22 protein-coding genes are annotated in these 23,015 nt (G+C 68.0%); 11 read left to right on the plus strand and 11 right to left on the minus strand.

Features of this window, described 5'->3' with window-relative positions:
* Positions 1-37 precede the first annotated feature (37 nt).
* Genes ACQW02_RS06835 through ACQW02_RS06860 form a run of 6 tightly spaced genes read left to right on the plus strand, consistent with a single transcriptional unit; the run spans position 38 to position 5,982 of the window.
* The gene (locus ACQW02_RS06835; protein WP_431284513.1) at positions 38-1,078 is read left to right on the plus strand and encodes an ABC transporter ATP-binding protein; all 1,041 of its coding nucleotides are present in this window, start codon (positions 38-40) and stop codon (positions 1,076-1,078) included.
* Positions 1,075-1,896: an ABC transporter permease gene (locus tag ACQW02_RS06840; protein WP_431284514.1), complete on the plus strand. Its 822-nt coding sequence runs from the start codon at positions 1,075-1,077 to the stop codon at positions 1,894-1,896. Before ACQW02_RS06835 ends, ACQW02_RS06840 begins: the two co-directional genes overlap by 4 nt.
* Positions 1,893-2,699, plus strand: coding sequence for an ABC transporter permease (locus tag ACQW02_RS06845; protein WP_431284515.1), 807 nt, complete (start codon positions 1,893-1,895; stop codon positions 2,697-2,699). The genes ACQW02_RS06840 and ACQW02_RS06845 overlap by 4 nt, the downstream gene beginning before the upstream one ends.
* A 5-nt stretch (positions 2,700-2,704) precedes the next feature.
* Positions 2,705-3,370, plus strand: a complete 666-nt coding sequence (locus tag ACQW02_RS06850; protein ID WP_431284516.1) for an RraA family protein — start codon at positions 2,705-2,707, stop codon at positions 3,368-3,370.
* On the plus strand, positions 3,367-5,004 hold the full coding sequence (gene ggt / locus ACQW02_RS06855) for a gamma-glutamyltransferase (RefSeq protein WP_431284517.1): 1,638 nt from the start codon (positions 3,367-3,369) through the stop codon (positions 5,002-5,004). The genes ACQW02_RS06850 and ggt overlap by 4 nt, the downstream gene beginning before the upstream one ends.
* Before the next feature lie 12 nt (positions 5,005-5,016).
* Complete coding sequence (locus tag ACQW02_RS06860; RefSeq protein ID WP_431284518.1) at positions 5,017-5,982, plus strand: 2-hydroxyacid dehydrogenase; 966 nt, start codon at positions 5,017-5,019, stop codon at positions 5,980-5,982.
* 4 nt (positions 5,983-5,986) lie between these two features.
* Here ACQW02_RS06860 and ACQW02_RS06865 read toward each other — a convergent pair whose 3' ends face one another.
* The 10 genes from ACQW02_RS06865 to ACQW02_RS06910 all read right to left on the minus strand — a co-directional run bounded on the left by ACQW02_RS06865 (position 5,987) and on the right by ACQW02_RS06910 (position 15,255).
* Entirely contained in the window at positions 5,987-6,727 is a 741-nt protein-coding gene (locus ACQW02_RS06865; protein WP_431284519.1) for an SDR family NAD(P)-dependent oxidoreductase, read from the minus strand.
* 281 nt (positions 6,728-7,008) lie between these two features.
* The gene (locus ACQW02_RS06870; RefSeq protein WP_431284520.1) at positions 7,009-7,977 is read right to left on the minus strand and encodes a Bug family tripartite tricarboxylate transporter substrate binding protein; all 969 of its coding nucleotides are present in this window, start codon (positions 7,975-7,977) and stop codon (positions 7,009-7,011) included.
* A gap of 25 nt (positions 7,978-8,002) precedes the next feature.
* Positions 8,003-8,860, minus strand: coding sequence for an MBL fold metallo-hydrolase (locus tag ACQW02_RS06875; RefSeq protein ID WP_431284521.1), 858 nt, complete (start codon positions 8,858-8,860; stop codon positions 8,003-8,005).
* A complete protein-coding gene (locus tag ACQW02_RS06880) occupies positions 8,857-9,732 on the minus strand; it encodes an HpcH/HpaI aldolase/citrate lyase family protein (RefSeq protein ID WP_431284522.1) in 876 nt (291 codons plus the stop codon). The genes ACQW02_RS06875 and ACQW02_RS06880 overlap by 4 nt, the downstream gene beginning before the upstream one ends.
* Positions 9,733-9,750: 18 nt before the next feature.
* Entirely contained in the window at positions 9,751-10,941 is a 1,191-nt protein-coding gene (locus tag ACQW02_RS06885) for a CaiB/BaiF CoA transferase family protein (RefSeq protein ID WP_431284523.1), read from the minus strand.
* Entirely contained in the window at positions 10,934-11,395 is a 462-nt protein-coding gene (locus ACQW02_RS06890; protein ID WP_431284524.1) for a MaoC family dehydratase, read from the minus strand. The genes ACQW02_RS06885 and ACQW02_RS06890 overlap by 8 nt, the downstream gene beginning before the upstream one ends.
* 25 nt (positions 11,396-11,420) lie before the next feature.
* On the minus strand, positions 11,421-12,575 hold the full coding sequence (locus tag ACQW02_RS06895) for an acyl-CoA dehydrogenase family protein (protein ID WP_431284525.1): 1,155 nt from the start codon (positions 12,573-12,575) through the stop codon (positions 11,421-11,423).
* A 108-nt stretch (positions 12,576-12,683) separates the two neighbouring features.
* Positions 12,684-13,691 (minus strand): Bug family tripartite tricarboxylate transporter substrate binding protein, encoded by a 1,008-nt coding sequence (locus ACQW02_RS06900; protein WP_431284526.1) that lies wholly within the window; start codon positions 13,689-13,691, stop codon positions 12,684-12,686.
* Between the two features lie 31 nt (positions 13,692-13,722).
* Positions 13,723-14,688, minus strand: coding sequence for a Bug family tripartite tricarboxylate transporter substrate binding protein (locus tag ACQW02_RS06905; RefSeq protein WP_431284527.1), 966 nt, complete (start codon positions 14,686-14,688; stop codon positions 13,723-13,725).
* Between the two features lie 30 nt (positions 14,689-14,718).
* Complete coding sequence (locus tag ACQW02_RS06910) at positions 14,719-15,255, minus strand: carboxymuconolactone decarboxylase family protein (RefSeq protein ID WP_431284528.1); 537 nt, start codon at positions 15,253-15,255, stop codon at positions 14,719-14,721.
* A gap of 183 nt (positions 15,256-15,438) precedes the next feature.
* Between ACQW02_RS06910 and ACQW02_RS06915 the strand changes: the two genes are divergently transcribed.
* From ACQW02_RS06915 to ACQW02_RS06935, 5 genes are all read left to right on the plus strand, one after another.
* The gene (locus ACQW02_RS06915) at positions 15,439-16,443 is read left to right on the plus strand and encodes an NADP-dependent oxidoreductase (RefSeq protein ID WP_431284529.1); all 1,005 of its coding nucleotides are present in this window, start codon (positions 15,439-15,441) and stop codon (positions 16,441-16,443) included.
* 10 nt (positions 16,444-16,453) lie between these two features.
* The gene (locus ACQW02_RS06920; RefSeq protein ID WP_431285870.1) at positions 16,454-17,335 is read left to right on the plus strand and encodes a LysR family transcriptional regulator; all 882 of its coding nucleotides are present in this window, start codon (positions 16,454-16,456) and stop codon (positions 17,333-17,335) included.
* Between the two features lie 101 nt (positions 17,336-17,436).
* A complete protein-coding gene (locus ACQW02_RS06925) occupies positions 17,437-18,207 on the plus strand; it encodes a class II aldolase/adducin family protein (protein WP_431284530.1) in 771 nt (256 codons plus the stop codon).
* A 62-nt stretch (positions 18,208-18,269) separates the two neighbouring features.
* Entirely contained in the window at positions 18,270-19,676 is a 1,407-nt protein-coding gene (locus ACQW02_RS06930; RefSeq protein WP_431284531.1) for a CoA transferase, read from the plus strand.
* 14 nt (positions 19,677-19,690) lie between these two features.
* Entirely contained in the window at positions 19,691-20,656 is a 966-nt protein-coding gene (locus tag ACQW02_RS06935) for a Bug family tripartite tricarboxylate transporter substrate binding protein (RefSeq protein ID WP_431284532.1), read from the plus strand.
* Between the two features lie 4 nt (positions 20,657-20,660).
* On the opposite strand, the gene ACQW02_RS06940 is transcribed toward ACQW02_RS06935, so the two are convergent.
* Entirely contained in the window at positions 20,661-23,003 is a 2,343-nt protein-coding gene (locus tag ACQW02_RS06940) for a xanthine dehydrogenase family protein molybdopterin-binding subunit (protein ID WP_431284533.1), read from the minus strand.
* Between the last annotated feature and the right edge of the window lie 12 nt (positions 23,004-23,015).

Consider the following 23,015-nt stretch of genomic DNA (forward strand, 5'->3'; position numbering starts at 1 on the left):
GGCATGTCTTGAATACCCCGCGTCGGAGACGCCTGTCTTGAGTACACTGTCTGACACGCATCTTTCGTTGACCGGGCTGACGCGGCGGTTCGGCAAGAATGCCCCCGCCGTCGATGCGCTGAACCTGGATGTGCCGCGGGGGGCCTTGCTGGCGCTGCTCGGCCCATCGGGCTGCGGCAAGACCACGACCTTGCGGCTGATCGCGGGGCTGGAGCGGGCGGATGCGGGCCAAGTCCTCGTCGCCGGGCGCGACGTGACCGGGTTGGCGCCGGAGGCACGGAACATGGGCGTCGTGTTCCAGTCCTACGCGCTGTTCCCGCATATGACGGCGGCGGGCAATGTCGGCTTTGGGCTGGAGACCCGGCGCCTGAGCCGCGCCGAGCGCGATGCGCGGGTGGCCGAGGCGCTGGCGATGGTCGGCCTGTCCGCGCTGGCCACGCGCAAGCCCCGCGCGCTGTCCGGCGGGCAGCAGCAGCGCGTGGCGCTGGCGCGCGCCCTGGCGATCCGCCCGGACCTGCTGCTGCTGGACGAACCGCTGTCGGCGCTGGACGCCCAGTTGCGGGATGGCGTGCGGGAGGAGATCCGCGCCCTGCAACGCCGCCTGGGCACCACCGCCGTCTTCGTCACCCACGACCAGGCCGAGGCCCTGGCCATGGCCGACCTGGTCGCGGTGATGGACCGCGGCCGGCTGGAACAATGCGGCCCGCCGGAGGCGCTGTTCGAACACCCGGCCACCGCCTTCGTCGCCGGCTTCGTCGGGCGCAATTCGCGCTTCGATGCGGTGGTCGAGGCGCCGGGCCGCATCCGCATCGGCGGCACCGCCTTCGCCGCCGAGACGACGCCGGCCCCCGGCGCGGCCCTGGCCTTCATCCGGCCGCATCGCGTGGCGCTGGGGGAGTCGGGCGACCTGCCCGCGACGGTCGCCACCCGCACCTATGAGGGCGCGATGGCGCTGATCACCCTGGACACGCCCATCGGGCCGCTGCTGGCCGAGGTCGCCGCCGCCGCCCCCTTCCGCGCGGGCGAAAAACTCTTCGCCACCCTGCCGCCCGGGGCCTGGCGGGTTTTTCCGGCGTGATCGGCTGGCTGCTCGCGGCCCCGGCCCTGGCCGTCATGGCCCTGGGATTCCTGCTGCCCGTCGCGGTGCTGTTCCGCATCAGCCTGAACCGCACCGACGACATGGGGGCGATGCGCGAGGCCGTGACGCTCGACACCTATGCCAAGCTGCTGGGCGACGACCAGACGCTGGGGTTGGCGATCGATACGCTGTGGCTGGCGGCCGGCTGTGCCGCCATGGCGGCGGCGCTGGCGCTGCCGGTGGTGCTGGCGATCCGCGCGGCATCGCCCGCCTGGCGCGGTGCGCTGGCGCTGGCGGCGGTGGCGCCGCTGCTGGTGTCGGGCACCGCGCGGATTATCGGCTGGCTGGCGATCCTGGGGGATTCGGGGCTGGTGAACATGCTGCTGGTGCTGCTTGGCGTGCCGGCGCAGCGGTTGATCAACAACTGGACCGGGGTGTGGATCGGGCTGACGGAAAGCCTGATGCCCTATGCCGTGCTGGTGCTGCTGGCGGGGTTGGGGCGGTTGGACCCGCGGCTGGATGAGGCGGCGGCGACGCTTGGGGCCTCCCGCACCCGGGCGTTTCTGCGGGTGACCTTGCCCTTGGCGGCGCCGGCGCTGCTGGCGGCCTTCATCCTGTGCCTGGTGCTGGGGATCTCGGCCTTCATCACGCCAAAGCTGATGGGCGGCGGGCGGGTCTTCGTGATCGCGACCGAGATCTACGACCTGGCGTTGCAGACGGTGGATTGGCCGGCGGCGGCGGCGCTGGCGATGCTGCTGCTGGGCGGGCTGATGGCCCTGGCCGCCTTGCGCAGCGCCATCGGGAGCCCCCGGAAGTGAGCCGGGCCGGGCCGCGCCGGCCGGGGCCGGTGCTGTGGCTGCTGGCGGTCGCGGGTTTCGGGCTGCTGCTGGCGCCGGCACTGGTGGTGGGGGTGGTGTCGTTTTCCTCCGGCGCCTTCCTGTCCTTCCCGCCGCCGGGGTTTTCGCTCCGCTGGTATGCGGCGTTGCTGGCGAACCAGGATATCCGGGCGGCGCTGGCGACCTCCGGCATGCTGGCGCTGATGGTGGCGGTGGTGTCGCTGCTGATCGGCACGCCGGCGGCCTATGCCATCGCGCGGCTGCGGTTTCCTGGGCGGGGGCTGGTCGCCGGGGTGCTGGCGGCGCCGTTGTTGCTGCCGACCCTGGTGCTGGGCCTGGCGCTGCTGCTGGCGCTGCAACCGATGAAGCTGGTGGCGACCTGGCCCGGGCTGGTGCTGGCGCATTGCACCCTGGCGGTGCCCTTTGCCGTGCGCATCATGACCGCCGCCATCGCCGCGGTGCCGGATGAGTTGGAGGCCGCGGCCCGGACGCTCGGTGCCTCGCCCTTGCGGGCGGTGGTGCGGGTGACGCTGCCACTGGCGGCGCCCGGACTTTTTGCCGCCGCCGCCCTGGCGTTCCTGGTCAGCTTCGACGAAACGGTGATCTCGCTGTTCCTGGTGGGACCGCGCCTGACCACCCTTCCGGTGGAGTTGTTCCGCTATGCCGAAAACCGCAACGATCCCCTGATCGCCGCACTTGCCATGGTTCTTATCGTCATCGCTTTGGCCATCGTGTTGATTGTCGAACGCGCCGCGGGGCTGACCCGCTCCCTGTCCAAGGATTGAACACCGTGCAGAAATATGTCGTGGGCCCGATGCCCAGCCAGATCAGCGCCGAGGTTGTTGCCCTGCTGGAGCAGGCCGAGACCGCTACCATTGGCCATTGGCGCCACTGGGGTTTCGTTGACCGCGGCATCCAGGGGATGCTGAAGGGCAAGCGCGTCGCCGGCACCGCCGTGACCGTGCAGATCCCGAGCGCCGACAGCACCTTGCTGCACCACGCGCTCGGCCTGCTGCGCCCGGGCGATGTGCTGGTGGTGGATCGGCTGGGCGATGTGCGCCACGCCTGCTGGGGTGGCGGCGTCACCGTCGCGGCCAAGGCCGCCGGCGCCAAGGCCGGCGTCGTCGATGGGCCCTGCACCGACCTGGAGGAGGTCGAGGCATCGGACTTCCCGCTCTATGGCCGGGGCCTCGCGCCCATCACCACCCGTGTCTACGACCTGGGCGGGCGGATGAACGTGCCCGTGTCGATCGGCGGCGTGGTGGTGATGCCGGGCGATGCCGTGCTCTGCGACGACAGCGGCGTGCTGATCCTGCCGCCGGACGAGGCCGAGGAAGAAGCCCGTGCCGCCATCGCCCGCCAGGCGCGCGGCTTGCTGGTGCAGGATCGCTGCACCAAGGGCGAGAAGCTGGGCGACATCAGCGGCGCGACCGCCAAGGTGCTGGCCGGGCTGTGACCATCGCCGGCCTGGGCGCCTGCCAGAAGAAGCCGGCCCGCGGCGCGCGGGGCATGGTCTGCACCAACCACCCGCTCGCTTCGGCGGCGGGGGCGGAGGTGCTGTCGGCCGGCGGCAATGCCGTGGATGCCGCGATCGCCGCCCTGTTCAGCCTGACTGTCGTGGAACCCATGATGGTCGGGCTGCTGGGCGGGGGCGTCGCGCATCTGCGCATGGCCGATGGAAGGCACAGCGTGATCGACGGGCTGAGCCGCGCGCCGGCGGCCGCCACCCCGGACATGTATGCGCTGGACAAGGCGGGCGAGGTTCTGGGCCGGGCCAATGTCTATGGCGCCCTTGCAGTCGCGGTGCCGGCGGCGCTGCCGGCCTGGTGCCATGCGCTGGAAGCCTATGGCACCTGGTCGCTGGATGATGTGATGCAACCGGCGATCCGCCTGGCCGAGCGGGGGTTCCTGGCGACCTCCTACCTGTCCGACGCCATTGCCGATGCGGCGGCCGACCTGGCGCAGGATGCCGACCTGGCCGCGCGGTTCTTGCCGGGTGGCACAAGGATCGCGGCGGGCCAAAGGCTGGTCCAGGCCGATTATGGCGCGACCCTGCGGGAGGTTGCGGCCAAGGGCGCCGCCGCCTGGGAAGGCCCCTTGGGGCAGGCGATCACGGCTGCTTGCGGGCTGGTCTCGGCGGCTGACCTGGCGGAGGCGGTGCCGCTGGAACGGATGCCCATCCACGGCGACTATCGCGGCTTCGACGTGTTCGGGCCGCCGCCGCCGGCGTCATCGGGCGTGCATGTCGCGCAGATGCTGAATATTCTGGAGGGGTTCGATGTCGCGAGCCTGGGCTTCGGTTCGGCCCGGTCGGTGCATCTGCTGGCGGAAGTGCTGAAAATCGCCTTTGCCGACCGCGCCGTGGCGACCGCCGATCCGGCCTTCGTGGACGTGCCGGTGGATCGGTTGATCGCGAAATCCTTCGCGGCATCGCGTCGGGCGCAGATCGACATGGAGCGGGCGGGCGTCTGGACGGCGGATCCGTCGCTGCGGGAATCCGCCAATACCACCCATGTCACCGTCGCGGATGAGGCGGGGAACATCGTCGCCACCACCCAGACCATCAACAGCCTGTTCGGCGCCCGCATCGCGGTGCCGGGCACCGGGCTGATCGCCAACAACTACATGCTGAACTTCGACCCGCATCCTGGGCGGGCGCTGTCGATCGAACCGGGCAAGCGGGTGTTCACGTCCATGGCGCCGATGATCGTGTTGCGCGACCAGAAGCCGGTGTTCGCGCTGGGGCTGCCGGGCGGGTTGCGGATCTTTGGCTCGGCCATGCAGGCCATCGTCAACCTGATCGACCACCGCATGCCCTTGCAGGAGGCGGTGGAATCCCCCCGTGTCTGGACCATGGGCGGGGAGTTGGAGATCGAACCGGCCATCGAGCCGGTCGAGGACCTGGCGGCGCTCGGCCATGACGTGAAGCGCGTAAAGACCATCGGCGGTGGTATGAATGCCATCGCCTTCGACGACGACGGCGCCATGACGGGCGCCGCCTGCTGGCGCGCCGATGGCTGCGTGGTGGCGTTGGGTGGCGGCCTGGCCCGCGCCGGCGTGCGCTTTTCGCCCGATGCGCCGGCCACCTGACAGGAGAGTGCCATGACCCAAACCATCGCCATGCTGCAGCCGATTTCCGATGAGATCGAGGCGATCATCAACAGCCTGCTCTCACCGGGCTTTCGCATCATTTCCGTGAAGGGCCGCACCGTCGCGGACCTGTCGGCCGCGGTGGCCTATGCCGATTACGGCGTCTGGTGGGACGTCGGCGTGCCGGCCGAGGTGCTGGCCGCCGGGCCGAAGTTGAAGCTGATGCACAAGTGGGGCGTCGGCATCGACAACATCGACCTGGACGCGGCGCGTGGGCGTGGCATCCAGGTCGCCCGCACCACCGGCAGCAATGCGACGCCGGTGGCGGAATTCGCCGTGGGCGTGCTGGTGGCCTTGGCCCGGCGGATCGTCTTCGCACACAACACCACCGTGGCTGGCGGCTGGGCGAAGAATGACGTCTGGAAGCAAGGCATCATGGTGTCGGGCAAGACCGTCGGCATCATCGGCATGGGCAGCATCGGGCTGCAATTGGCAAAGCGCCTGGCGGCTTTCGATTGCCCGATCCTGTACCACAACCGCAACCGGCTGCCGGCGGCCGAGGAAGCCAAGCTGGGCGCCGAATGGCGACCGCTGGATTCGCTGCTGGCTGAATCCGACATCATCTCGCTGAACTGCCCGCTGACGCCGCAGACCGCGGGGATCATCAACGCCCGCGCCTTCGGTCTGATGAAGCGCGGCGTGCTGCTGGTGAACGTGGCGCGCGGTGGCGTGGTGGTGGAGGCCGATCTGGTCGAGGCCCTGCGCAGCGGGGTCGTCGCCGGGGCGGCCGTGGATGTCTTCGACCAGGAGCCGCCGCCGCCCGATCATCCCTTGCTGCACATGGACAATGTGATCGTGACGCCGCATTGCGCCGCCACGGCCTACGAGAACTCCGCCAAGGGCATCCGGCATTGGCTTGGGAATATCGAGCGCGTGTCGCGGGGCGAGGCGATTCCGCCGCAGGATATGGTGGCCTGAAGCGTCAGTGAAACGACCGGCCGCCGTCCACGGCAAGGGCGGCGCCGGTGACGTAGGATGAGTCCGTGCTGATCATGAACAGCACGGCCTGGGCGACCTCCATCGGTTCGGCGATGCGCCGCAGCGCATAGGCATTGGGGTTGCCCGGAACGCCCGCGATCAGCGGCGTGTTCACGAGCCCCGGGCAGACGCTGTTCACCCGGATCGACGGGGCGAGTTCGGCCGCCAATGCGCGCGTCAAATTCACCAGACCGCCCTTGGAGGCCGCATAGGCCGTCCTGTTCGGAATGTTCGGCAGCAGGCCCTGGCCGGAGGAGATATTGACGATGGAGGCCGAGGCTTCCTTCGCCAGCCACGGCAGGCAATGGCGCACGACGCTGTAGGATCCGGTCAGGTTCACGTCGATGACGCGCCGCCATTCCGCGATATCGACATCCTTGACCGAGCCGCGCAGCGCGATCCCGGCGGCATTCACCACGCCATCGATGCCGCCCATGGCGGCGGCGCCCTGTTCGGCGGCCGAGGCGACGGCGTCATCATCGGTGATATCGACCTGGAAGACATGGCCACCGGTTTCGGCCGCGACCTGGGCCAGTCCATCGGCGTTACGATCGAGCAGCGCCAGGGCCGCACCCTCGGCAGCGAAGAGCTGCGCGGTCGCCCGGCCGATGCCGGAAGCCGCGCCGGAGATCAGGATGCGGCGCCCGGCGAGGCGCCGCGTCTTGCCGGGGTGTGCTTCGCTCATGTGCTGGTCTCCGTCAGGCTTCGTCAGGGGCAAGGCTGGGGGAGTGGCGCCTTGAGAGGGGCGTTGCCCCTCTCAAACTCTCCCCACCAAGGGGCCGTGGCCCCTTGGAACCCACGGGATTTGGCAAAAGAAAGGGAGGGGCGTCACTGATGCGCCCTGCGGGAGGCGCGGTCTCGCCCCTCCCTTTCTTTTGCCATGACATCGCGCCGGTCCAGGGGCGGCGGCCCCTGGTTGGGGGAGGTGTGGAGGGGGCGAACAGCCCCTTCCACGGCGCAACCTCCCTAGCGATTGCGCTCGATGCCGGCGATTTCGACGAGGCGTGCCCAGTGCGGGATTTCGGCCGCCACGAAGGTGCGCAGCTGCGCTGGCGTCATCGGCATCGGCGTCGCGCCGAGGGTGGTGATGAATTGATCCGTCTGTGGTGAGCGGAGGATCGCGTTGATCTCCCGATTGAGGCGGTCGACGATCGCGGTATCGGTGCCGGAGGGCACGAAGAAGGCGGCCCAGCTCACCACCTCCACGCCGGGCAGCCCGACCTGGGCCATGGTGGGCACGTTCGGCAAGGCCGGTGTGCGCATGGCATCGGCGACGGCGAGGACCTTGATGTCGCCGGATGCGATCATGCCGACGGCGGAGACGGGATCGAGGCAACCGACGTCGATCTGCCCGCCGACCAGATCCTGGATGACCTGCGGCGTGCCGCGGTAGGGCACGTTCAGCATGTCGACCCGCGCCGTGGCCTTCAGCAATTCGCCGAGCACGCGGCCGGAGGTATTGCCGCTGCCATAGGTCAGGGGCCGCGACGCGCTGCGTTCCCTGGCGATGGCCATGAAGCCGGCGAAGTCATCGGCGGGGAAGTTGCGCGCGACCATGATCATCATGGGGTTGCGCATCAGCCCGCCGATCGGGTCGAAGTCCTTGATCGGGTCATAGGGCAGTTCGCGGAAGATCGCCGAATTGACCCCGTGGCCGGAATTCGTGCTGACGAGGATGGTATAGCCATCCGCTGGCGAACGCTTGGCGTTCTGCGTGGCGATAAGGCCATCGGCGCCGACCTGGTTTTCGACGACGACCGCCTGGCCGAGGTTCTTGCGCAATTCGCCGGCCACGAAGCGGGCGGCGCTATCGGTGGCGCTACCGGCGGGGAAGGGCAGGATCATCTTGATGGGGCGCGTGGGGTAGGACTGCGCGACGGCGAGCGACGGCAGGCCGGCGGCGGCCAGGGCTGCGAGATGGCGACGGCTTATCATTATTGGTTCCTCCCTTGGTGTCGGTTCAGGCCATTGGTTCGCAGCGGAACCCCGTCTCCCAACGGGTGATGCGGCCGTTCAGGGCCATGGGGAAATGGCCGAAGCAGCACAGCGTGGGTTGGTCGCAGTAGGCTTCCAGCAGGCCGCGGCGCGACTGGGCGGCCAACAGCTTGTCCGTATCGAAGGCGACGGACAGTTCCGGATGGCGAAGTTGGATCGAGGTGTGCAGCAGGTCGCCGGTGATGACCAACTCGTCGCGCCTGGTGCCAAAGGCTACGGCGAAGTGCCCGGGGGTGTGGCCGGGTGTCGGGAGAAGGCGCATCGCTTCTTCAAGTTCGAAGTTGTAGTCGACGATCTGTGCGAGTCCTGCCTCGACGACCGGCAGGACGCTTTCGGTGTAGACCGTCTCGGGCTTGCCGCCCTGGAGCGCGGTCCAGTGATCGAATTCCTCGCGACCAAAGACGTAGCGCGCCTTGGGGAAGGTCGGCACCCAGCGGTTGCCGTCGAGCCTGGTGTTCCAGCCGACGTGGTCGGCGTGCAGATGCGTGCACATGACGACATCGATGTCGTCGGGTGTCAGCCCGGCCTGCTTCAGCGCGCGCATGTAGGTGTCGTTGCGACGCATGTTGAAGAGGTCGCGGCGGTTGTGCTTGTCGTTGCCGATGCAGCTATCGATCAGGATGGTCTGGCGCGGGGTCTTCACGATGAAGGACTGGAACACGAGATTCGCCATGTCGCCGTCGCCGAGGAGGCGCTTGGGCATCCAGTCGCGATTTGCCTCCAGCACCTCGCTGGTCAGGTCGGGCAGCAACTCCCGGATGTTCATGAAGGGCGATTCAAGTTCGACGATCGCCTGGACCGTGACGCTTTCGAGGGCCTTCATCGGACGCTTGCCAGGAGTTTGACGGCGCGCTTGAGGTGCGGGATGTCGAACATCTCGCCGTCGATGCCGATGGTGCCGATGCCGCCCTGGGCTTCGAAGACCGCGACGATGCGCTGGGCCAGCGCGATGTCTTCCGCGGAGGGCGCGAAGGCATCGTTGATGATGGCGACCTGGTCGGGATGGATGGCGACGCGGCCGGTAAAGCCTTCGCGCGCGGCGGCGCGGCTGGTGGCGCGCAGCCCGTCGAGGTCGCGGAAGTTCACATAGACGGTTTCGACCGCCTGCGCCCCGGATGACTTGGCGGCCAGCAGCATGACCGACCTGGCCCAGCGGAAGGTCAGCGCCCAGCGGCCGTCCTCGGCCAGGTTGGTGGCGGCGCCGATGGCGGCGCTGAGATCCTCCGCGCCCCAGTTCATGGCGAGCAGGCGCGAGATCTTCACGGTCGCGAATTCGCCGAGCCGCAAGGGCGCGGCCGGGGTTTCCGTCGCGACCGGGGCGATCTTGATATGGCCGGCGGGAACGCCATCACGAGCCTCCAGCGCGTCCAGATAGTGGCTCAGGGTCTGGACATCGGCGGGGCTGTCGATCTTCGGCTGCATGATCCCGTCGGGCACGCCGCCGACGACCGCGGCCAGGTCGATCAGCGCGGATTCATCCAGGGCATTGATGCGGACCCAGATCTGGTAGTCGCGTGAGGCGGGTGGGCGTTCGTCGAGGAAGGCGCGGATTTTCTGGCGCGCGATGGGGCGATTGTGCTCCGCGACCGAATCCTCGAGATCGAGGACGATCGCATCCGCGCCGGACGCATCGGCCTTGGACATCTTCCTGTCGCTGTCGCCTGGGATGAAGAGCCAGGAACGGATGTTCGGCACGCCAGTGTCCTCCGTGTGTCAGGCGATGATGTTCTGGGTTTGCAACCGCGCGATCTCGGCGCTGCCGTAGCCCAGGGTTTCGAGAATCTCTGTCGTGTGCTGGCCAAGGTTCGGCGGCGGCAGGCCGGGCTTGCGCGGTTCGTCGTTGAACAGCACCGGCTGGGCGATGCCATTGAGCGGACCCGCGGTCGGGTGGTCGTAGTCCAGCACGATCCCCGATGCCTTGGTGTGCGGGTGCGCCAGCAACTGGCCAAGGCTGTTGATCGGGGAGCAGGGGACGCCGGCGGCGGCAACCGCTGCATACCAATGCGCGACCGAGCCGCGCCCGAGAGCGTCCTGCACCAGTTCCAGCGTTTCGGCCCGATGCGTGACGCGGTCGGCATTGGTACGGAAACGCGGATCGTCGGCGATGTGTTCCAGCCCGACGACGACGCAGAACTTGCGCCAGAGGTTGTCGTTGGCGACGCCGATCATGATCGGCCCATCGGCGGCCTCGAAGGCCTGGTAGGGGCACAGCGCCTCATGGCTCGACCCGCATTTCGCGGGCTGCACGCCCTTGTTCCAGAAACTGTGGATGTTGTAGCCGAGCAGCCCGACGGCGGTGTCGAAGAGGGAGACATTCACCTTGCCGCCCTTGCCCGTGCGATCGCGTTCGACCAGGCAGGCGAGGATGCCGGTCAGCGCGTGCATGCCGGTCATCTGGTCGATTGGCGAGACGGGGCTGCGGACGTAGCCGCCACCATCCTCACCCGTCAGCGCCATCATGCCGCTGAAGGCTTGCAGGATGACGTCGTAGCCGGGTGCGCTACTCATCGGGCCGGAGCGGCCGAAGCCGGAGATGCTGCAATAGACCAGCCGGTCGTTCAGGCCGCGCAGGGTATCGGCATCGATGCCGAGGCGTTCGGCGACGCCGGTGCCGAAACTTTCGATCGCGACATCGGCCGTGACGGCCAGGCGATGGGCGATCTCGCGCCCCTCCTTCGTCTTCAGGTCGAGCGCGATGCTCCGCTTGTTGCGGTTGACGGTGAGGAAGACGGTGCCGAGCCCCGGGCCGTGGAACGGCGGCCAGCCGCGCGTTTCGTCGCCGGTGCCGACCTGTTCGACCTTGATGATCTCGGCCCCCATCTCGCCGAGGTAGAGCGTGCACAGCGGCCCCGCCAGCACCTTGCCGAAATCGAGAACCCGCAGACCGTCGAGTGGCTTAGCCACCGGAGGGCTGCTTCTTCATCAGGGCCGAGCGCTTGCAGGTCGCCACGAGTTCGTCGCGCTGGTTGAAGGCGTCATGCCGGAAGATGACGATTCCTGTTTCCGGACGGGAGCGGCTTTCGCGCATCTCCAGCACGGTCGTGCTCACATGCACGGTGTCACCGTGGAAAAGCGGCTTGGGGAAGCGCACCTCATCCCAGCCGAGATTGGCGATGGTGGTGCCGAGCGTGGTGTCGCCCACCGTGACGCCGACCATCAGCCCCAGGGTGAAGGCGCTGTTGACGATGCGCTGGCCGAATTCGGTGTGGTCGCGGCAGTATTCCTCGTCGAGGTGCAGCGGGGCCGGATTATGCGACAGCGCGGAGAAGAGCACGTTGTCCATCTCGGTTACGGTGCGGCGCACGGCGTGGTCGAAGGTCATGCCGATTTCGAACTGCTCGTAGAAAAGCCCCGCCATGCGGCGTCCTCCCAAATTGCGTGATCTAGTAGGACTTCGGCTGCCCAAGCGCCTTCTCGGCGATGAAGGACAGGATGAGTTGTTCGGTGACCGGGCCGATGCGGCAGACCAGCACCTCACGCAGCAGGCGTTCGACGTGGAATTCCTTCGCATAGCCCATGCCGCCATGGGTCAGGACCGCCTGCAGGCAGGCGTCGTAGCCGGCCTTCGCGCCCAGGAATTTTGCGCCATTGGCCTCGGTCGCGCAGGACTCGCCGCGGTCGTAGAGTTCGGCGGCGCGTTCGGCCATCAGCAGGGCCGCTTCCAGGTTCAGCCAGCATTCCGCCAGGGGGTGCTGGATGCCCTGGTTCTTGCCGATGGGGCGGCCGAACACGACGCGTTCCTGGGCGTATTTCGCGGCGCGGCCGAGGGCATCCTGGCCGATGCCGATGGCTTCGACCGCGATCAGGATGCGCTCCGGGTTCAGCCCGTCCAGCAGGTAGCGGAAGCCGCGGCCCTCCTCGCCCACGCGGTGGCCGTCGGGGATGAAGAGGTCGTCAATGAAGACGGCGTTGGAATCCACGGCGGCGCGGCCGTGCTTCGGAATGCGCCGCACCTCGACCTTCGTGCGATCAAGGTCGGTGTAGAACAGCGTCATGCCGTCGGTCGGGCGCTTGCCGTCGGCCTTCGGGGTCGTGCGTGTCAGCAACAGGATCTTGTTGGCGACCTGGGCGGTGGAGGTCCACATCTTCCGGCCGGACACGCGGTAGCCGCCGTCGACCTTGGTCGCGAAGGTGGTGATGCTCGTCGTGTCGAGGCCGGCATCGGGTTCGGTGATGCCGAAGCAGACCTGGTCGTCGCCGGCAATGAGGCCCGGGACCCAGGCGGCGCGCTGTTCGTCGTTGCCGTGGACCACGACCGGGTGGAAGCCGAAGATGTTCATGTGGATGGAGGAGGTCGCCGCCATGCCGCCGCCATGCAGGGCGACGGTGTGCATGACGATCGCGGCTTCCTTGATGCCGAGGCCGGCGCCGCCGTGCTTTTCCGCCGTCGTCAGCCCGAACCAGCCGTCGGCGGCCATCGCCTTGTGGAATTCGGTGGGGAAGCGTTCGTCGCGCTCGCAAGCCGCCCAGTAGTCGTCGCCGAAGCGTTTGCACAACGCGGCGACGCTGTCCCGGATCGCGCGTTGTTCTTGGGTCATGTTGAACATCTTGGATCCGCCCGCTTGATGCTCGCCGATGTTGTCGGCCCGGCATGGGCTTTCGATGCCATGCGACAGGCCGAATGTCAAATGGTCAAACCTTATACGTCACTCCGCGCGAATGTTGGCGCGCGCGATCACGTCACGCCATTTCGCGATATCCGTGGCCAGGCGTTCGGCCAGCGGCGCTGGCCCGTCGAGGCGCATGAGCGCCTCGCCCTGGGCGATCCAGGCCAGCACGCTGGGCTCGGTCCGCATCTCCGCCAATTCCGTGACGAGCCGGTCCATCAGCGGTGCCGGAAAGCCCTTGGGCGCGAAGAGGGCGAACCAGCTTGGCGCGGTATAGCCGGGCACGTATTCGGCCATGGTGGGCACGTCGGGCAGGTTCGGCAGGCGTTCGGACAGGGTGATGGCCAGCAGCCGGCCGCGTCCGGCGCGGATATGCGGCAGGATCTCCAGCGCGCTGCCGAAGACCGTGTCGATTTCGCCCGTGTAGATCGCGGTGACCGCGCGGGCGACGCCGCCATAGGGCACGTGGGTCAGCTCCACCCCCGCCATGGCATTGAGCATCGCGCCCGCCAGATGCGCCGCCGTGCCGACGCCGCCGGAGCCATAGGTGTAGCGGTCGGGTTCCGCCTTGGCCTTGGCCAGCAGGTCGCCGAGGTCGCGGATCGGTGAATCCGCACGCACCATGAAGCCGAGCGCCATGTCGCTGAGCAGCGAGACTGGCGCCAGTTCGCGCACCGGATCGAAGCCGAGGCGGGGCTGGATGCCGGGCAGGATGGAGATGCCCATCGTGGTGGCGAGCAGCGTCGCGCCATCGGGTGCGGCGCGTGCGACTTCCATGGTGCCGATGGCGCCGCCGGCGCCGGCCTTGTTCTCGACGATGAAGGTCGAACCCAGTTTCTGGCTCAGTCGCTGGGCGATGAGGCGGATCAGGATGTCCTGGGCGCCGCCCGCGGCGAAGGGGATAAGGAAGCGCGCCTGGCGCACCGGCCAGGCGGGGGCGGCCGTCTGCGCCGTCGCGGTGCGGCCCTGCAGCCCCGCCAGCGCCGCGGCGCCCAGCAGCACGCCACGGCGTTGCAGCGCGCCGCCCAGGCGATCGCTTTCGGTCATGCGTTTCTCTCCGTGCTTTTTGGGCGATGCGCTACTTGCGCTCGATGTTGCCGATGCTGACGATTTCGGACCATGTGGCGACTTCGTTGTTGATGAAGGCGCGCAGTTGCGGCGCGGTATAGGGCAGGGGCGTCGCGCTGATCTGCGCGAGGAACTGCACCGTCGCGGGGTCGTTGGCGAAATCCAGCGTCCAGCGGCTCAACCGGTCCACGACATCCTGCGGCGTGCGCACGGGGACGACGAGGCCGACCCAGGCGCCCATCTCAAAGCCGGTGAAGCCGCTTTCGGCCACCGTGGGCACGTTCGGCAGGCTCGGCAGCCGGGTGGCGCTGGTCACGGCCAGCGCGCGGAGGGAGCCGTTCTGGATATGGCTCATGGAGGTCAGCGCATCGATGAAGGCCCAGGAGAACTGGCCGCCCAGGAGATCGGTCACCACCTGTGGCGAGCCGCGATAGGGGACGTGTTCGCGCGGGATGCCGGCGCGGCCGCCGAACAATTCGGCGGAGCCGAGCGTCGACATGTTGCCGCTCGCGAACAGGAACGGCGGCTGGCGGTTCTTGGCGAGTTCAATGAACTCGCCGATGGTCCGCGCCTGGAAATCCGCCCGCACGGTCAGGATCATCGGGATCGACATGACGCCGGCGACGGGGGCGAAATCGGCCACCGCGTCGAAGGGCATCTGGCGATAGATGTTGGGATTGGCGCCATGCACCGAATTGCCCGTGACGAAGATCGTGTGGCCGTCGGCCGGCGCACGCAGGACGAAGGACGCGGCGATGTTGCCGTCCGCGCCTGGGCGATTGTCGACGAGGACGGGGACCCGGGCCAGCGGTCGCCAGTATTCCGCCATGCGGCGCGCGACCGTGTCGGTCGTGCTGCCGGCGGGGAAGGGCACCACCAGGGTGATGTTGCGGTTCGGGAATTCCTGCTGCGCCTGGGCGATTGACGACACGCAGAACGCGGCGAGTGCCGCGACCAGGATCTTGACGGTTTTCATTGCTTTCCTCCCTCTGGTGAAACCTCGCCGTCAGCCTCCCGGCTCGACCTGGTCGGTCGAATGGATTTCCAGGGCTTCGAGGAAGCGCGACACCATGTTGTAGGTGGCGATCGCCGCGGTCAGCTCGACGATGCCCTGGTCATCGAAGACGCGTCGCACATCGGCGAAAACCGTGTCGGGCACCTGGATCTGCCTGGTCATGGCATCGGTATAGGCCAGCACCGCGCGCTGCACGTCGTCGAAGACATCGGCGGCTGGCCAGTCGGCCAGCGCCTGCAACTGGGCTTCCGTGACCCCTTCCTTCCGCGCGATCGGCGCGTGCTGCTCCGCCTCGTAGGGGGCGTTGTTAAGCAGGGCGATGCGGATGATCACCAATTCGCGCAGCAGGCCAGGCAGGCGCGTCTGCTGCCGCACATTCGTCAGGTGATGCAGCCAGCCCGCCGTGACGGCGGGGGCATGCAGCAACATGCGATACAAGTGCGGAACTTCGCCGCGCTGTTCAAGGATGTCCTGCACCAGACCGGCATGATCCGGCTGTGACGTGTCGGCGTATGCCAGGCGTGCCAACGAGATTCTCCCCCGAAAATGTGAGCGCTTGGTTCCCCTGACGGGCGTCGCTCATCCGGCCGCCGGGCCACAGGTGTCGTCCCGGTGCGTGGCGACCATCACATGGCGGCTTGATAAGGTCAAATGGTTTGACTTTTAACGCCATCATGGCAAATGGTCGCCGCAGTTGCAGGGAGCGTCTTGATGCGCAATCGAAAATGGGTGCTTGCGGACTACGCGACGGGCGCCGCGGGTGTCGGCACCTGGGCGATGGCCGAGGACGACCGTCCGGTCGCGGGGCCGGGACAGATCCTGGTCCGCACGCTGTGGCTGTCCGTGGACCCCTATATGCGCGGGCGGCTGAACAAGCCGGCCCCTGGCACAAAGGGCCTGGGCATCGGCGATGTCATGATCGGCGGTGGCGTGGGGGAGGTCGTGGCATCCAACCACCCCGCCTGGCGCGTGGGCGATGTGGTCGAATCCCTGGATATCGGCTGGCAGGAACATGCCGTGCTGACGCCGGACCTGACTGGGGTGATCCGCTGCACGCGGGGCCTGCCGCCGGAGGCCTTCCTGTCCTGGCTCGGGATGCCGGGCCTGACGGCGTATTTCGGGATGATGGAGGTCGGGCGTCCGCGGCCCGGCGATACCGTCGTCGTGTCCGCCGCATCGGGCGGTGTCGGGCAGATCGCCGGCCAGATCGCCAAGATCGCGGGATGCCGCGTGGTCGGCATCGCCGGATCGGATGAGAAGCTCGCGTGGTGCCGCGAGATCGGCTTCGACGAGGTCATCAACTACAAGACCACCGACAATTTGACCAAGAGCCTGGCGGCCTGCTGCCCTGACGGTGTCGATTTCTTCTACGACAATACGGGCGGCGAGATTCATGATGCCGTGCTGCGGAACCTCGCGAATTTCGCCAAGGTGGTGATCTGCGGGCGCATCGCCGTCGCCAATCTTTCGGCGAATGAGGATATCGGGCTGCGGGCCAGTTCACGCATGATCGCGACGCGCGCGACGATCCAGGGGCTGACGATGTTCGACTGGATGCATCGGCGGGATGAGGCGGTGAAGCGGCTGTCCCGATGGCGGGCGGAGAAAAGGCTCCAGTTCCGCGAGGATGTGCTGGATGGCTTCGACCAGGTGCCCGCGGCGTTTGTGCGGATGATGAGTGGCCAGAATTTCGGCAAGCAGCTCGTGCGGCTTTGACTCCATCGTGATGAATCTTCGGCAGATGGAGGTGTTTCACGCGATCATGCGCACGGGATCGGTGACGGGTGCCGCGCGCTTGCTTGGCGTGACGCAGCCATCGGTCAGCACCGTGCTGAAGCACTGCGAAACCAGCATGAAGATGCGCTTGTTCGAGCGTGTCGGCGGCCGCTTGCGTGCCACCCCCGAAGCCCAGGCGATCTATCCGGATGTCGCCGCCGTCTTTGGCCGGCTGGACGCGGTCGGGCGGCTGACGGCGGACCTGGCCGGTGGGCGGCTCGGCACGCTGTCGGTCGCGGCGGCCTTTCCGATCGCCAATGGCTACCTGGCCAAGGCGGTGGCGAGCTTCCTGGAGGATCGGCCGAATATTCGCGTGGTGCTGCAATCCCTCACCTCGCCGCAGGTGGTGGATCGCGTCGTCAGCCGCGAGGTGGAGCTGGGGATCGCGCATGAGCCGGTGGACAGCCCGGAAGTGGAGACGGAGGTCCTGGCGCGGTCCGGCCTTGCCTGCGTGCTGCGCGAGGATCATCCCCTCGCGTCGCGGGCGGAGATCGAGGTGCGCGACCTCGAACCCTATCCGCTGATCACCTACCTGCCGCAGACGCTGTTCCGCCTGCCGGTGGACCGGGCCCTGGCGCAGGCCGGGATCGCGCCGCGGATTTCGGTGCAGGTCAGTTTTTCGCTGACCGGGATCATCCTGGCCTATCACGGCGCGGGCATCGCGTTGGTCGAGCCGTATCTGCTGGAGTCCATGCCGCTGCCGGGATTGTTGGCGCGGCCGCTGCTGCCGCGTATCGAATTCTCGGCGCTGCTGGTGCGGGCCAGGTCGGCGCCGCGGTCACGGCTGATGGATCACTTCGTCACGCATCTGCGCCAGGTCGTGGGTGCATAGCCTGCGTCTATGTCATCGGCCTGAATGCTGATTGGACGCTGATCCGGCCACGCCGCATTTTCCGCGCGTCCCGTCCAACGTCCAGATGAAGGCATATGGCAATGAACGATATGATCATGCCCCTGCGCGAGCGCGTCAGCGCGGCGGAATGGGAGGCGCGGGTCAATCTCGCGGCCTGCTACCGGCTCTGCGAGAGCTACGGGATGTCGGATATGATCTATACCCACATCTCCGCGCGCGTGCCGGACAGCCCCGGGCATTTCCTGATCAACCCCAATGGCATGCTGTTCGGCGAGATCACCGCGACGTCGCTGCTGAAGGTCACGCTGGAGGGCGAGATCCTCTACAAGCCCGACCTGCCCTATGGGCTGCATCCGGCGGGCTTCACCATCCACAGCGGGCTGTATCGCGCGCGCCCGGATGCGCAGGCGGTCATGCATACCCATACGGTCGCGGGCATGGCCGTGTCGGCGCTGAAATGCGGGCTGCTGCCGCTGACGCAGACGGCGACGCGTTTCTACGGCCGCATCTCCTATCATGATTTCGTGGGGCCGGAGCGTGATCCCGCGCATCGCGACGCGCTGGCGCGCAGCCTGGGCCAGAACAACGCGATGATCCTGCGGAACCATGGCTTGCTGACCTTGGGGGAAAGCGTGCCGGAGGCCTTCATCGCGATGTGGGGGCTGGAACGCGCCTGCGACGCGCAACTGCGCGCATTGGCCTGCAATACCGAGTTGAACACCTTGTCGCCGGAGGTCATCGAGGCCTCGACGTCGATGTATGATGTGCGGAATTCGCGGCGCTACGGGTTGCTCGAATGGCCGTCGCTGATGCGCAAGCTGGATGGTGTCGCATCCAGTTTCCGGGACTAGCGCCCTGGCAAAGATCCGGTGCTGTGCAAGCATCCGGGCCGGGACCTTCCAAGGACAAGATCATGGACCAGATTCAGGCATCGGCACCACGGGTTTGGGCGGCGCTGGCCGACCTCTGCACCGCGGCGGGGATCGCGGCGAAGGCGGCGACGGCCTCGGGCAGCGATCCGGTGCTGCCGACGCCCTACCGTATCGGCACGGCGGGGGCCGCGGTGCATCTGGCCGTCGGCCTTGCGGCGGCGGACCTTTCCAGGCTGCGCGGCGGGGCGCCCCAGGTGGTGTCGGTCGGGGTGCCTGCGGCGGTCGCCTCGCTGCGGGCGAACCATTACCTGACCATCGATGGCACGCGGCCGAAGCCGCATGGCGACAGGCTGAGCGGGTTTTATCGCGTCAAGGACGGCCGTTCGGTCTACCTGCACTGCAATTTCCCGAACCTGCGTGACCGGGCCGCCGCCGTGCTGGGTGTGCCGGCCGAACGCGCGGCGATGGAACGCGCCTGCGCGGAATGGGATGGCGAGGCGCTGGAGACCGCGCTTCATGATGGTGGCGCTTGCGGATCCTTCACCCGGACCGCCGCCGAATGGCAGGCGCATCCGCATTACCCCTTTGTCGCCCAGATGCCGGTGCTGGAGATCACCCGCATCGGCGACGCACCGCCGGAGGCGCTGCCGCCGGGCGACCGCCCCCTGGCCGGCATCCGCGCGCTGGATCTGACGCGCGTCATCGCGGGGCCGGCCTGCGGGCGGGCGCTGGCCGAACATGGCGCCGAGGTGCTGAAGGTCTCGCGCCCCGACCTGCCGGATTCCGGCATCCTGGACATCGACAGCGGCGTCGGGAAGCTGTCCACCTACCTTGATGTCCGTGTGCCGGAGCAGGCCGAACAGTTGAAGGCGCTGGTGCGCGACGGCGATGTCTTCCTGCAATCCTATCGCCCCGGCGCCCTGGCATCGCATGGCTTCGGCGCGGAGGACCTGGCGGCCATGCGGCCGGGGATCGTCGTCGCGACGCTCAGCGCCTGGGGGCATGAGGGGCCGTGGCGAAACCGGCGCGGCTACGACACCGTCGTGCAATCCGCGACCGGCATCGCCGATCGGACGGGCGGCCCGGGGCAGCCCGCGGTGCTGCCGGTTTCGGCGCTGGACTACATCGCCGGCAACCTGCTGACCCTGGGGATCATGGCGGCCCTTGCGCGGCGCGCGACCGAGGGCGGCAGTTGGCGCGTGCGCGTGTCGCTGGTGACGACGCAGCACTGGCTCGTCGGCCTCGGCCTGGTGGATGCCGCGGCGCTGGAGGCTGTGCCGCCAGGGCTGCCCGCCGATGTGACGGCCCCCTTCATGATGTCGGTCGCGAGCACCGAAGGCGCAGTCGGCTATCTCGGCCCGGTGCTGGCGATGAGCGGCACGCCGTTGCGGGCGGATCGGCCGCCGGTGCGGCTCGGCACCCACCCGCCCGAGTGGCCAACCAGATAAAATCGGAGGAAACCATGCCATCCACCCGCCGCGGCGTCATCGCCGCCTCGCTGCTGGGGCTGTCCGCCCCGGCCTTCGCGCAAACCTATCCCAGCCGGCCGATCCGCATCGTCGTCGGCTTCGCGCCTGGCGGCGCGGTGGACACGCTGGCGCGGCTGATCGCGCAGAAGATGGGCGAACGCTTCGGGGCCCAGGCCTTCATCGAGAACCGGGCGGGTGCCAATTCGAGTATCGCCGCGGAGAATGTCGCGCGCTCTGCGCCGGATGGCTATTCGCTGCTGATGATCACGACATCCCACGTGTTGAACGCGGTGACGCCGACCAGGGCCGGCTTCGATCCCGTTGCCTCCTTCGAGCCGATCACCGAGATCGCGATCGTGCCGAATGTGGTGCTGGTGCATCCCTCGCTGGGTGTGTCGACGTTGCAGGATTTCATCGCATTGGCGAAGGCGTCGCCGGGGAAATACAATTTCGCCTCGACCGGCGTCGGCGGGGCGACGCATCTGGCGGGCGAGGCCTTCAAGCAGGCGGCCGGGGTGGACATCACCCACATCCCCTACCAGGGCGCGGGGCCGGCGCTGAATGCGCTGATCGCCGGTGAGGTCGATGCCTATTTCGGCAGCGTCAGCGGGGCGAAGGCCTTTGTGACCAGCGGCCGGGTGCGCGCATTGGCCGTGCCGTCGCGCACGCGGTCGATCGCGATGCCGGAGGTGCCGACGACGGACGAGGCGGGGCTGCCCGCCTTCCTGTTCGACACCTGGTACGGGATGCTGGCGCCGGCGCGCACGCCGCGGCCGGTCGTCGACACGCTGCTCGGCCAGTTCCGCGAGATCATGAACCTGCCCGATGTGCGGCAGCGCCTGGCGGCGGAAGGGGCCGAGCCTGTGCTCAACAGCCCCGAAGCCTTCCGCGCCTTCATGGAGGAGGAGATCGCGCGGCTGCGCATCCTGGCGCGCCACGCGAACCCCGAGGCGAATTGAACCCTCAGCCGGGCTTGGCCGCCTGGATCGCGGCCCAGACCTGTTCGGCCCGCACCGGCATGTTGATGTGCGTGATGCCATAGACTTTCAGCGCATCGACCACCGCGTTCATCACGGCGGGCAGTGAGCCGGCGCATCCGGCCTCACCACAGCCTTTCGCGCCCAGGGGGTTGGACGTCGCCGGCACCGGATGGCTGCTGAGCGCGAAGGAGGGCAGGTCGCTCGCGCGCGGCAGGGCATAGTCGGTGAAGGACCCGGTCAGCATCTGGCCGTCCTGCGTGTATTCGACGTGCTCCATGATCGCCTGGCCGATGCCCTGGGCGATGCCGCCATGGACCTGGCCCTGCACCAGCATCGGGTTCACGATCGTGCCGAAGTCGTTGACCGCGTGGTAGCGCACGACCTGCACCTGGCCGGTGTCGGGATCGATCTCGACCTCGGCGATGTGGCAGCCATTCGGGAAGGCCATCGGCACCTGGTCGAAGAGATGGCTGACATCCAGGCTGCGCGGCACCTCATCCGGCAGGGCCGGCGTGACGCGGAGCGTGCGGGACAGTTCCATGATGTCGATGCCAAGATCGGTGCCCGCGACGCTGAAGCGGCCGGCGGCGAATTCGATATCGGCGACCGAGGCTTCCAGCACATGCGCCGCCGCGAGCTTGCCCTTTTCGACGACCAGGGCCGAGGCCTCGACGATGGCGGTGCCGGAGGCGATCAGTGATTTCGAACCGCCGGTGCCGCCGCCGGCGATGAGCTGGTCGGAATCGCCTTGCAGCAGCTTGATCTTCTCGAACGGCACGCCGAGTTCGGCCTGCAAGACCTGGGCGAAGGCCGTCCAATGGCCCTGGCCGTAGTCCAGCGTGCCGGTGACGATGGTGACGGTGCCATCGTCGTTGAAGCGGATGCCGCCCATCTCCTTGGATGGCACGCCGGTGCATTCCAAAAAGTTGCCGATGCCGCGCCCGCGCAGTTTTCCGCGCGCGGCACTATCTTCGGCACGGGCGGCAAACCCGTCCCAATCCGCCTCCGCCAGCGCATCGTCGAGCACGGCGGAGAAATCGCCGCTGTCGTAGAGCGATTCCGATGCCGAGGCATAGGGAAGCTGGTCGGGGCGGATATGGTTGCGGCGGCGCAGGTCGATGGCATCGATGCCCATCTCGGCGGCCGCCGTCTCGATCAGCCGCTCCATGAAGTAGTTGCTCTCGGGCCGGCCGGCACCGCGGTAGGAGACGATCGGCGTGACGTTGGACAGCAGGCAGCGGGTGGAGATTTCGATCAGCGGCGTGCTGTAGTTGGACTGGATGTTCTTGATGAAATTGCCGGTGCTCATGTTCGGCCCGGTGTTGCTGAGATAGGCGCCGAGGTTGGACAGCGTGGTCAACCGCACGGCCAGGAAGCGGCCGTCCTTGTCCAGCGCGAGTTCCGCCGTCACCTCATTGTCGCGGCCATGCCCGTCGGAGAGAAACGACCCGCCGGTGCGTTCGTCGGTCCATTTCACCGGCCGGCCCAGTGCGCGGGCCGCATGCAACAGGCAAGTATATTCCGGATAGGCGTTGGACTTCATGCCGAAGGATCCGCCGACATTGCCGGTCAGGATCTGCACCTGGCCCGTCGGCACCTTCAGGATATTGGCGATCAGGTTGCGCATGCCGAAGACGCCCTGGCTCTGCATGCGCAGGACGTAGCGCCCGTCATCGTATGCGGCGATGGCGCTGCGTGGTTCCATCGGGCAGACGACGATGCGGTTGTTGCGGATATCCAGCTTGACGGTATGCGCGGCGCCGGCGAAGGCCGCGGCGGTTTTCGCCGCGTCGCCGAAATGGAAGTCCAGCACAAGGTTGTTGGGCACCTCGTCGAAGACCTGCGGCGCGCCGGGCTGGCTGGCGGCAACGGCATCGGTGACCGCGTCGAGCGCGTCGATGTCCAGCTCGACCATCTCGGCCGCATCCTTGGCCTGCATCCGCGTCTCGGCCACGACGAGGGCGACCGGATCGCCGACGAAGCGGACCTTGTCTTGCGGCAGGATCGGGCGGGAGACGTTGGTGTAGGGCGTGCCGTCGCGGTTCTTGAAGGCGAAGGCGCATTTCAGCCCGGCGTAATCGGCCATGTCGGCCCCGGTATAGACGCCCAGCACGCCCGGCATCGCCAGTGCGGCTTCCGTGCCGATGCCGCGGATGATGCCGTGCGGGTAGGGGCTGCGCACCATGACGCCCCAGGCCTGGCCAGGGAGCGCGAGGTCGTCGGTGTAGCGGCCCTCACCACGCAGCAGGACCGGATCCTCCTGCCGTGGAACCGACTGGCCGACGCCGTAACGCAGACGCGTGGTGTCGATCATTGTGTCAGGCATCGGGGAGGAGTC

The organism is Humitalea sp. 24SJ18S-53, from assembly GCF_050632385.1.
Lineage (GTDB): Bacteria > Pseudomonadota > Alphaproteobacteria > Acetobacterales > Acetobacteraceae > Humitalea.